Here is a 10747-nt window from a genome sequence, read left to right as displayed (position 1 = left end):
GAAGAAGTACACCGGCGATGATCAGCGATATCTGCCCCAGTCGTTTCACTCGATCCGAGGCGTAGCGCGAGCCCGCCACATCGCCGTCGGCCCACAACGGGTACACGTTGAATGCATGAGTAAATGTCGCGAATGCCAGGGGCCAGAAGAAGAGCAGAGACGCCACGGCCCACCCGGCATTAACGGGTGGGCGTTCGGGGTTCTGGGGAATGGCAGTCTGGGTCGGTTGTTCCGAGCTGGTCATGAGGATCTCCTGACAAGAGGGTTCCTACTCGACGCTACTGCGATTGTCCTGAAGATTCACTGAGCATTCGGCGAGGTCAGCCGTAGTGCCAATCGTGATCCATCTTCCGGAAGTACGGAAACAGCGTGGCCTCCTCGAAATCGAGATGGGACTGCATGTGATCGGCCAGTTCGCTGAAGGCAGCACGCGCACGCTCCACAGCGGCCGGATCGGTGCTCAACTGCAGTGACGCACTCTTTGCCTCCGAGACGATTTCACCGACAGCCTTGTGTTCGGACTGCAACCGCTCGACTGCCGGTGCGAGTTCGGGAAAATTCCTCGTCATGACGGGGAACATCCGTTGATCTTCGATCGTGTGATGCAGCGTCAAAGTATTGCAGTAGAAATCGCAGTTGACGCGCAATTGCCACACAAAATCCGCGATGGTCAGACCGGCAATCATGTCCGGAATCGCCCGGCGGTCGGCTGTTTCGTCGGCCAGCAGTACCAGCGCCTGTTCGAGTACCTCGACATCGGCACGCAGCGGTTCGTGGACCTGCCTCAATTGCTCGACCATGCGTCGTCCGGCGGGCGTCGATTCAGTTGTCATGCCGGTACCGATGCGCGGTCCGCCAGCATTCGGGCAACAGGCAGGACGTCCCGGGCAGCCATCTCGATACGCTCGAACACCTCGGGGTTGAGGATGGTGGTGCCATCGAAATCGCCTGCGCTGAGATAGATTCCGACCGGAGCTGTCCAGGCTTGGAAGAACGCGAAGAGTGGGCGCAATGCGTGATCGAGAACAAGTGCGTGTCGATCACTGCCGCCGGTCGCAGCAAGAATCACCGGAGTGTTTGCCAAGGCGTACTGATCCACCAGATCGAAGAAATGCTTGAACAATCCCGGATACGACCCCCGGAAAACCGGTGACGCCGCAATGACGATGTCTGCATTCTCGACCGCAGCGAGTGCGTCGGCGGTGGCCGGATCTATCTGATCGCGATCGAGTGTGCCCGTCAAACCAGGCAACAGATCGACGATTTCGATGAAGGTGGCGTCGATCTGCTCGGAATCGCCGAGTGTGTCGACGATGAGATCGGCCAGTGCACGAGTTTTCGACGGTTTCTGCAGGTTTCCCACGACAGCAACAACTTTGAGTGGAGTGGTCATGAGTGGAGTCCTACTTCTCGGATGCTTTCAGGGATTCGATTTCCTGGCGGACGACGGGAGCGACCTCGGTGCCCAGGATTTCGATGGCTCGCAGCATGTCCTTCTGGGGGACGTTGCCGAATCCCATCTGGATCATGATGCGGTCATGGTGGAACAGTTCGTACTGCGCCATCGTCTTGTCGATGATCTCCTGCGGACCGCCCAGGAAGAATGCGCCGGCGGTGGTGGCCTGAGCTTCGTAAGCTCGGCGCGGCATGGGAACTCCGTTTCCGCGCTGGTGGTGGTTCTGCATCCAGCCGGCCTGGAAGTACGGGTAGGACGTATCGAGTGCAGATTGCTTCGAGGTGTCGACAAAGCCTGGCGACGCGATCGAGACCTTCAGGTTCTTCGGGTCATGGCCGAAATCGGCTGCCGCCCGGCGGTATAGGTCCACAAAGGGTTCGAACTGTTGGTAGCTACCGCCGATGATGGCCAGCGACAACGGAAGTCCGAGCTTTGCGGCGCGAACCACCGAAGCGGGAGTGCCGCCGACAGCGATCCACACGGGGATCTGGCGATCCGGGCGTGGCGTCACATCGCCGTCGACCAGGCTGGGGCGGAGGTGCCCGTCCCAGTTGATCGGATTCTCGTCACGCAGCTTGAGAAGCAGATCGAGCTTCTCGGCAAACAGTTCGTTGTACTGGGACAGGTCGTAACCGAACAGCGGGAATGATTCGGTGTACGAGCCTCGGCCGGCGATGATCTCGGCGCGACCTTCCGACAGGAGATCGACGGTGGAGAACTGCTGGAACACACGGACCGGATCGTCGGAACTGAGGACTGTGACGGCGCTGGAAAGCTTGATGGAGTTGGTGGCCTGAGCCATCGCGGCCAGCACTACCGCGGGCGACGAGATTGCGAAGTCTGTCCGGTGATGCTCGCCGACGCCGAAGACGTCGAGTCCGACTTGATCGGCGACTGTTGCCTGCTCCACCAGATGGCGAAGGTGGACACCGGGATTCATCGTCCGGCCGGTTGCGGGATCAGGGGTGAGTTCTCCGAAGTGGTAGATGCCGAGTTCGAATGCCATGTTTTTCTCTCTATCGATTCGTGGGGGTGATGGGGAGTTGCCGGACACCTAAGTCGCAGGCATCTTCCGTGTTGGTGTGGTGCGCCGCGAGGCGACTGAAGAACTTGTCGAGGACCGGGAGTTCTTCCGGTTCGATGAGATCGGCGAAGTATTCCGCTATCCCTCGCCGATGGATGTCAGAGGCGGCGCGCAAGGTTTTCTTGCCGGCCGGGGTGAGTGAGATGGTGACGACGCGTCGGTCGTTGTCCGGGCGGATCCGTTCGACCAGACCGGCTTCTGCCAGGCGATCCGCGACTCGGGTGACTCCGCTGGTGGTGACCAGTACTTGCTCGGCGAGGTCACCCATCCTTAGGGAGTTGCCCGGGGCCTCGTGCAAGCGCAGGAGTACGTCGTATTGGCCGAGCGTGAGTCCGGTAGCGGAGCGAAGATCAGTCTCCATCTTGCCGAGGATGGTGCTGTGCGCGACCACCAGGTTGCGCCAGGTGCGGCTGCGTACCGGTTCGTCGGTGTCCATCCTCGGTCACTCTCCTCATTTATTTGCGCTCGCAAGTATTGCTTACACAAATATTACACGCGGCGGGAGGCATCTATTCCCGGACCGAATGGCGTGGCCGGCTCTCGATAGGGTTTGCGCATGGGCACTCGAAGGGGTCGAGCATGAAATTGCTGCGTGGGGCGAACACGGTTGTCGAAGGAAACTCGCTACGAGTGGCGGTGACGGGCGCCGCTCCCGGCACCGTCGACCTGATGATTTTTCAGCTCGGAGCAGGCGACAAGGTCCGCAGCGACGCCGACTTCATCTTCTTCAATCAGCCGATCTCCGTGGAAGGGGCGGTGCGCATCGACAACGACGGGGTCGTCGACATCGATGTCGCGAGAGTGCCGGCCGACATTGCGATGCTCAGCATCGCGGTGGCACTCGACGAGAATGTGGCCGGGACACTCTCTGCTGTGGCGAATCTGGGGGCGTCCATCCAGTCCGTTGGTGGCACGCCGATTTCTGCTCCCTCATTGGGTCTCACCACCGAACGCGCTGCGGTGCTGATCGAAATTTACCGACGCGGAGATACGTGGAAGATCCGCAATGTCTCGGCCGGTTGGGACGGAGGACTGGCAGACCTGGTGACAACTTTCGGTGTATCAGTGGACGAAGAACCAGCGCCGGTTGCCGCCGACGGAATTCGCACCGTTCCCGATGAAGCCAAGCTGTCGATGGTCAAGCGCGAGAAGCTCGACCTCCGCAAGCGTGAAGTCGCGAAGGTGCTGTTGACCAAGGGCGGCAACGGGATCAGGGCCCGCGTCATCTTGGTGATCGACAAAACCGGCAGCATGAATAAGCAGTACAAAACCAAGGTGGTGCATCGCGTCGTCGAGCGCATGATTCCCGTCGCGATCCAGGTGGACGACGACGGAAAGCTCGAGCCGTACCTGTATGCGGTTGGCTTCCATAAACTTCCGGAGATCGCGGTGCACGAGGCAGAATCCTGGTCGGAGACCTATCTGCATCTACGTGGGAAACACGGCGGGTTCAACTACGACGCGATCGGCGCAGTCAATCGTGAGATTCCGATCATGACAGAGATCATTTCGCGTCTGACCCCGGGCGCCACCCCCACACTTGTCCTCTTCTTCACCGACGGGGGGTTCTCCGAGCGTCGGGAAATCACAAAACTCATGCGCGCGGCATCGGCGCTGCCCGCGTTCTGGCAGTTCGTGGGAATCGGAAAGGCGAACTACGGCGTACTCGAGAAACTCGACGACCTGGACGGCAGGATTGTCGACAACGCGGGATTCTTTGCGCTCGACGACATCGATACCGTTTCCGATGCCGAACTCTATTCACGATTGTTGAGCGAGTTTCCGGATTGGTACAAGGCCGCTGTGGCTGCGGGAGTTACGAGTTAGCGCCGCGGGCTTCGATCGATTCGGCGATGAATCGCATGGTGGTGTCGAAGCCTTCGGTGATGTCGTAGTCAGAGTCCTGGTGCCAGTATCGGACCGACGAAATGTACACGGCTGCAACAGTCTGAGCGAGAAATTCGGCCGGAAAGTCCGTTCGAACTTCTCCGGCACCGATTCCGGGTTCGAGTACTCGCAAGATTTGATCGTTGAACTGTTCGGTTCGTTCGTGACTGATCTGGTTGCTTGCCAGGTCCCGTTCGAGTTCGCCGGTCACTCCGCGTAGATAGATGCGGAATCGGCGTGTTGCATCGGTGACGTCTTCGAAGACGAGCCGAACCCGCTCAACTGTTGTCAGGTCCTGCTCGAGCAGGCCGTCGATCAAGACGGCCAACTTCTGCATGTGTCCGTCGTGCAACGCGGAGACCAGTGAGTCCTTGGTCTGGAAGTAATTGAAGAAGGTTGCCCTCGAGACATCTGCCATCTCGGCTATGTCGTCGATTGTTGTACCTGTCACGCCCTTCTCGGCGAAGAGTGTTCGAGCGGCGCTCAACAGGCGCTGACGTGTCTCGTATTTGTTGCGCTCACGGCGGCTGAGGGCGATCGGTTGATTCGTTGGCATCGAGTCTCCACTTCCAATTTCTCCAAACTCTTCCATAAAGGTGAACTTGAGTCTATATTTGGCCTCCAGTACAAGGATTTGGACCTAGTCGAAAGCTCCGCCGCTGCCGGTGACTGTGCGGAGTTCGAGTAGGAAGCGAATTACGTAGCGCGAAGGGAGAGTTCACTATCGTGACAACGAGCATGCCGCAGGAAGCGGAAGCGTCGATCACTACGACGGAAACCGATCTGGAGGTTGTCTCCACTCAGTTGCAGCGCTGGCTCAGCGCAACGCTCGATACTGCAACCGATGTTCGCGTCTACAACCTGAGTCGTCCTACTCACTCGGGAATGTCCAGTGTCTCAGTATTATTCGACCTGGACTGGACAGACGGCGGCGTCGCGCAGACAGCGCAGTTGGTGGCGCGTCTGGCGCCCGAAGCTACGGCGTTTCCGGTTTTCCCCAGTTACGACCTCCAAGCTCAGTTCGACGTCTTGGCTGCGGTTCGTCAGCGCAGTGACGTGCCGGTACCGCGGGTCCGCTGGGTCGAGAAGTCCGCTGAAGCTCTGGGGACTCCGTTCCTGGTGATGGACCGTGTCACCGGTGCCGTTCCGGTCGACAATCCGCCGTACGTCTTCGGTGGGTGGCTTCAAGAAGCCGGCATCGCAGACCGAGCGCGCGTTCAGTCGAACAGCGTCGACATTCTGGCGCGAATTCACGGCACCGATGCAGACTTGCCATTCTTGAACGACGACTCGGGCCTGCGTCGCCACTTCGAGGGCGAACGCGCGTACTACGAATGGACCCGTCGTCATGACGGATTACGAATTCCGGTGTTGGAAAGCGCATTCGACTGGCTCGAAGAGCACTGGCCGACCGAGCCCAGCGAAGACGTCCTGTGCTGGGGTGATGCCCGTATCGGCAACATCATGTTCCAGGGAACAGATCCGGTTGCCGTGCTCGACTGGGAATCTGCGACGTTGGCACCGCGCGAGTTGGATCTGGGTTGGTTCATCTTCTTTCACCGCCAGTTCCAGGACTTGGCCGAGCAGTTCTCCATGCCGGGGTTACCGGACATGTTCCGACGCAACGATGTAGTGGCGGAATACGAGAATGCCACGGGCGCTACCATTCGCGACTTGGACTTCTATCTGGTCTACGCCGCATTGCGACACGGAATCGTCATGTCACAGATCGAACGACGCCGAATCCATTTCGGGGAGAAGCAGCCTCCGGAGAATCTCGACGAGTACGTGATGCACCACGCGATGCTCGCAGGACTTATTGACGGAACTTACGAATGGGAGAAGAAATGAAGCCGATCGATCTCGACGAATACCCGGTGCATCAGGCACCGTTGTCGATGGCACGCATGACGTCGACCGACCGAAACTTCTACGATCGCTGTTACTTCAACGCTCACGATCGTACGGGTGACGTTTTTCTGGTGACAGGACTCGGGGTCTACCCCAACCTGGGAGTTGTCGACGCGTTTGCGACGGTCCGCACCGCAGACAGTCAAGTGGCCGTTCGTTTTTCGGATGCGCATGGGGAAACGTCGACCAAGGCGGAGGTGGGTGGGTACCGAATCGAGGTAGTCAAGCCGCTGCAGACTATCCGAGTCATCTGTGAACACGATGATCTCGCCTTCGATATGACCTGGAACGGCGCCTTCGATTCGGTGCTCGAAGAGCATCACACACTTATGGCCGGCCCCCGTGCGATCCTCGACGCCACTCGCTTCGCGCAGGTCGGAAGCTGGTCCGGAACAATGAATGTCGGCGGAAAAGATCTAGTTGTCGACCCGGCGGTGTGGACGGGAACGCGCGACCGCTCGTGGGGGATCAGACCCGTCGGCGAGCCGGACCCGGCCGGTCGCATGGTAGAAAATCCGACTGACGGCCACTGGTGGACCTATGTTCCACTGCGCTTCGACGACTTTGCCCTGATGGTGATCGTGCAGGAAAGCCCGGACGGTTACCGCACACTGAACCACGCGACGCGAACCTTCCGTGACGGCCGAGTCGAACAATTAGGTTGGCCGCGTACGGAAATCAAGTACCGCACCGGCACCAGACATCCGGAGAGTGCCCGTCTGCACCTCACCACGCCGTCGGGTGAGGCACTCGTTGTCGACATCGACACCTTGGGTTTTGTCGCACTCAACGTGGGTGCCGGCTACGGCGGTGACTCGGATTGGACGCACGGCGAATGGCGTGGACGTAACTGGACGTCGTCGTCGGTCTACGACCTCACCGATCCTGCGATCACCGCAAAACTTCCCTACGGAACCATCGACCACATCGCGCGCGCAACGTGCAACGGTGCCGAGGGTTGGGGCATGTTCGAGCATGCAGCGATGGGTCGTCACGACCCGTCGGGATTTGTGGGCTGGCTCGACATGGCTCCGTGAAGTTGCTGTGCTGACTGAATGCTAGGGCGTCGAAACAAGTTGTAGTGCAATTTCTTCCAAGAAACTGTCGATGTACGCCCAAGTGGAGTTTTTTGCCGTCGGGCCGGCCACGAGACCGAGGTGGCTGCCTGGCGCAGTTTCGAATCGGACGGACGGCGATCCGGTCAGGACCGACGTGATCGCCACCGTCGATGCAATCGGTGCGATGACATCCGACGTTCCGGAGATCGACAGTACTGGTGCATTGAGGTTGGTCAGCTTGATGTTTCGGTCCGCGAGCACAATTGCGTCGTTGAGCAGGCCGTTGCCCAGGATGAGCTGTTCACAGATCTGTTGGAAGGCCTTGCCTGGATATCCGGGCATCTCGGCCATGAAGTTGTCGATCGATTCCATCCGGGCCAGAGTTTCGGTGTTGTGCAGATTTTTGGCGATAAACCACGGTTTGAGTAGTTCCCGTTGTGGCGCGGTCACTCGGTAGCTTGCCTGCACGATGGCAGCGGGAAGTCCACCCACCAGGTCGGTGACCGTGGTCAGTGGGCGATCGCCGGTGTACTTGCCGATGAGTCGAAGTGGGCTGATAGCCGGGATTTTGGTGTAGTCGATGGGCGTGCCGATGGTGGTGATCGACGCAATCGGCAGTTCGGGGTGCGCCGACGCAGTCAGTAGGGTCATCGTTCCGCCGAGACTCCAGCCGATAACGGAAACGGCTGCACCGTCATGCAATTCGGAGACGGTACGAATTGCCTCGGGAAGTATGTCGTCGACCCAGGCTTCGAATCCCATGTCGCGGTCGGTATATCGCATCGTGCCGTAATCGACGACGTAAGGCGTGTGGCTTCCGTTGCTGAGGTGTGCGGCGAGGCTCTGACCCGGACGAAGGTCGTAGCAGTGTGCGGTGACGGCCAGCGGCGGTACAAGGAGGACGGGTGTGCCCGAGGCTTCGCCGAAGCGGTACAGATCGCGATGTGGGCGGCTGGTAATCAACGTGCTCGGAGTGCGCTGGGGTTGTTCGACGCCGTCGCCGAATGACAGTCCCCAAGCATTACGTGCTGCGCTACTCAGTGCGGGGCTCCATGTTGCGATTAAACCGCTGATATCCAGCACTGCTATCCCCTTGGGCTCGAGCCGCAGCCGTCGGTTCGGCCACATCGGGTGCATGTTACCTGAGATAACATGCACTCAAGGGTTGTCGCTACCCCACTACGATTCGTGGGTGACCGATTACGACGACATTGATATGTTCGGTGGCCTCGACGCCTCCACCCTGCCGCCGCGCCAGCAGCGGATTCTGGCAACCATCCGAGACTGGGTGGACGCCAATGGATGCGCGCCGAGTACTCGGCAGATCGGGGACGCGGTAGGACTGCGCTCGACGTCGTCGGTATCGAAGCATCTGAAGGGGCTCGAGGAGAAGGGCTTCATCCGCCGCGGTACGGCCATGACACGGCAGTTGGACGTGCGGCCGTTTCTCGTCGGCGGGAAGTCGGGGCATGCGTCCGACAACAACGTGAGGGTTCCGGTCGTCGGCGACATTGCAGCCGGCACGCCGATTCTCGCTGACGAGCATGCCGACGAGGTGCTGGCGCTCCCTCGAGAACTTGTCGGCTCCGGCACTGTGTTCGGGCTGAGGGTGCGCGGCGAGTCGATGGTTGACGCCGCGATCTGCGACGGTGATGTTGTTGTCGTGCGCCGCCAAGAGGAGGCGCATTCCGGAGAGATCGTCGCCGCGATGATTGACGGCGAGGCCACGGTGAAGGTGCTCCGTCGTCGCGACGGCCACGTCTACCTCGAGCCCCGCAATGCCGCCTATGCGGTCATCGACGGCGACGGCGCATCCATTCTCGGCAAGGTGGTTTCGGTGATGCGGCGGATCTGAGCCGGATTCCGCCACTTCAACCTCGACCTGGTTCGCCAGTCTCGAGGAACGACCACTCCATGTCGTCGCCGAACCGGACGGCGCCGCGCGTCGCAAATGTTGCAGCCAGCTGTGCATTTTCGGAATGGGCAAGGTGAACTAGGAAACTGGTCGCAGTGGCGATTGCGGCGGCAGATCCGCGTCGGGATTGCAGCGAGAATGCGAGTACTGCTGGATCGGCGCTGATCGAGATCACCGACGACGATGTGATCCCGACCGGGCCGTCATTGCCGGTGGCGGTGATGACGGCGACGCCGGCCGGGTGGTTGCAGAACGCGTCGAGAAATGAGGTACGGATCGGCATCGCTGGTATTGAATCGGGTTGCGGTCCAACCAGTTCCGTCGTCACGGGTTTCAGCCCTTCGCTACTCGATTATTGCTGTCGATGCACTTGGTGTGTGCTGTTTCGACGTTAAGTTCTCGAGTACACTTGAGGTCAAGATGATGTGGTGGACCTCACGCGCCCAGCTTGCCGGCCAATCGCTTGATGTACTCCACAACTTCTTCGGGCGCCTTGTCGGGAGTTCCGAACATCGCCTCGGTAACTCCGATGCTCTCCCAGTGGGCGAGCTTCTCGGGGTCGGGCTTTCCGGCAAGAACAGTGATTTCGGGTTCACCGCTGCGACCGGCGTCCGCCCAGATCTTGCGCAGTAGCGTGACGTTCTCTTCAATTTCCTGCTGAATCGGGGTCGTGATCCAGCCGTCGGCGGATTTGGCGATCCATGTGAATGTCTTTTCGCTGGCTCCCGCGCCGAGGAGGATGGGCGGGCGGGGCTTCTGTACCGGCTTGGGCCAGGCCCAGCTTGCGCCGTACTTCACGAACTGGCCGTCGTACGAGGCCTCGTCCTTCGACCACAGTTCGCCCATGGCTTCGAGGTATTCACGCAATGCGGTGCGACGCTTGTTCGGAGGAACGCCGTGATCAGCGAGTTCCTCGGCATTCCAACCGAATCCGACTCCGAAAACGACTCGACCGTCGGACAGATGATCGAGTGACGCAATGGTCTTCGCGAGAGTGATCGGATCGTGTTCGAGGGGCAGGGCCACCGAAGTACCCAAACGAATGGTGCTGGTGACCGATGCAGCAGTGCCAAGTGCTACCCACGGATCGAGCGTGCGCATGTACCGGTCATCCGGCAGTGCCGCGGATTGGGTTCCGGGATGATCGGAATCCCGCGACACCGGAATGTGTGTGTGCTCGGGGACGTAAAAGGCGTCGAACCCGCTGGCTTCGGCCGCGACAGCGGCATCGGCAGGGCGAATGCCCCGGTCGCTGGTGAACAAGCTGAGTCCGTAACGCACAGGGTTCTCCTTAGGTGGTCCGTCGTCGAAACTGTAACTTGTTGCAAGTTTGTTCGGGCCCGAATACCGGGAAATTCGATCACGTGATGAACGGTGCTGCCGCAGCACAGGTACCCTGCGCGCAAAGCGCTACGTGGCCGCGTCGATAATGTGAA

At 59.9% G+C, this 10747-nt stretch carries 13 protein-coding genes; 4 read left to right on the top strand and 9 right to left on the bottom strand.

Annotation, left to right across the window (positions count from 1 at the left end; translation table 11 throughout):
- From QM600_RS27690 to QM600_RS27670, 5 genes are all read right to left on the bottom strand, one after another.
- Window positions 1-244: CD225/dispanin family protein (locus QM600_RS27690; RefSeq protein ID WP_283264965.1), on the bottom strand; the 244-nt coding region annotated here is incomplete at its 3' end.
- A 76-nt stretch (window positions 245-320) separates the two neighbouring features.
- On the bottom strand, window positions 321-833 hold the full coding sequence (locus QM600_RS27685; protein WP_283264964.1) for a hemerythrin domain-containing protein: 513 nt from the start codon (window positions 831-833) through the stop codon (window positions 321-323).
- A complete protein-coding gene (gene msuE, locus QM600_RS27680) occupies window positions 830-1393 on the bottom strand; it encodes an FMN reductase (RefSeq protein ID WP_283264963.1) in 564 nt (187 codons plus the stop codon). The genes QM600_RS27685 and msuE overlap by 4 nt, the downstream gene beginning before the upstream one ends.
- A 10-nt stretch (window positions 1394-1403) precedes the next feature.
- Entirely contained in the window at window positions 1404-2462 is a 1059-nt protein-coding gene (locus tag QM600_RS27675; protein WP_283264962.1) for an LLM class flavin-dependent oxidoreductase, read from the bottom strand.
- Window positions 2463-2472: 10 nt separating this feature from the next.
- Window positions 2473-2976 carry a MarR family winged helix-turn-helix transcriptional regulator gene (locus QM600_RS27670; RefSeq protein ID WP_283264961.1) on the bottom strand — a complete coding sequence of 168 codons (504 nt, stop codon included), beginning with the start codon at window positions 2974-2976 and terminating at the stop codon, window positions 2473-2475.
- Window positions 2977-3119: 143 nt separating this feature from the next.
- On the opposite strand from QM600_RS27670, the gene QM600_RS27665 reads away from it, so the two are divergent.
- Window positions 3120-4367 carry a VWA domain-containing protein gene (locus QM600_RS27665; RefSeq protein ID WP_283264960.1) on the top strand — a complete coding sequence of 416 codons (1248 nt, stop codon included), beginning with the start codon at window positions 3120-3122 and terminating at the stop codon, window positions 4365-4367.
- Here the strand turns inward: QM600_RS27665 and QM600_RS27660 are convergent.
- Window positions 4357-4983, bottom strand: coding sequence for a TetR/AcrR family transcriptional regulator (locus tag QM600_RS27660; protein ID WP_283264959.1), 627 nt, complete (start codon window positions 4981-4983; stop codon window positions 4357-4359). The genes QM600_RS27665 and QM600_RS27660 overlap by 11 nt on opposite strands.
- A 170-nt stretch (window positions 4984-5153) precedes the next feature.
- Here QM600_RS27660 and QM600_RS27655 point away from each other — a divergent pair, with 170 nt between their 5' ends.
- Together QM600_RS27655 and QM600_RS27650 are read left to right on the top strand one after the other, a co-directional pair.
- Window positions 5154-6278, top strand: coding sequence for a phosphotransferase family protein (locus QM600_RS27655; protein ID WP_283264958.1), 1125 nt, complete (start codon window positions 5154-5156; stop codon window positions 6276-6278).
- Complete coding sequence (locus QM600_RS27650; protein ID WP_283264957.1) at window positions 6275-7375, top strand: Rv3169 family protein; 1101 nt, start codon at window positions 6275-6277, stop codon at window positions 7373-7375. Before QM600_RS27655 ends, QM600_RS27650 begins: the two co-directional genes overlap by 4 nt.
- 21 nt (window positions 7376-7396) lie before the next feature.
- Here QM600_RS27650 and QM600_RS27645 read toward each other — a convergent pair whose 3' ends face one another.
- A complete protein-coding gene (locus QM600_RS27645) occupies window positions 7397-8479 on the bottom strand; it encodes a polyhydroxyalkanoate synthase family protein (protein WP_283264966.1) in 1083 nt (360 codons plus the stop codon).
- Between the two features lie 109 nt (window positions 8480-8588).
- Between QM600_RS27645 and lexA the strand changes: the two genes are divergently transcribed.
- Window positions 8589-9251: a transcriptional repressor LexA gene (gene lexA / locus QM600_RS27640; RefSeq protein WP_502943123.1), complete on the top strand. Its 663-nt coding sequence runs from the start codon at window positions 8589-8591 to the stop codon at window positions 9249-9251.
- Window positions 9252-9267: 16 nt separating this feature from the next.
- On the opposite strand, the gene QM600_RS27635 is transcribed toward lexA, so the two are convergent.
- A complete protein-coding gene (locus QM600_RS27635) occupies window positions 9268-9594 on the bottom strand; it encodes a flavin reductase family protein (protein ID WP_283264955.1) in 327 nt (108 codons plus the stop codon).
- Window positions 9595-9746: 152 nt separating this feature from the next.
- On the bottom strand, window positions 9747-10592 hold the full coding sequence (locus tag QM600_RS27630; RefSeq protein ID WP_283264954.1) for an LLM class F420-dependent oxidoreductase: 846 nt from the start codon (window positions 10590-10592) through the stop codon (window positions 9747-9749).
- Window positions 10593-10747 lie beyond the last annotated feature (155 nt).

The sequence above is a fragment of the Rhodococcus sp. IEGM 1379 genome, from assembly GCF_030056815.1.
Taxonomy (GTDB): domain Bacteria; phylum Actinomycetota; class Actinomycetes; order Mycobacteriales; family Mycobacteriaceae; genus Rhodococcus_F.
The sequence above is the reverse complement of the archived record's forward strand: the minus strand, read 5'-3'. Positions and strand labels throughout refer to the sequence as shown.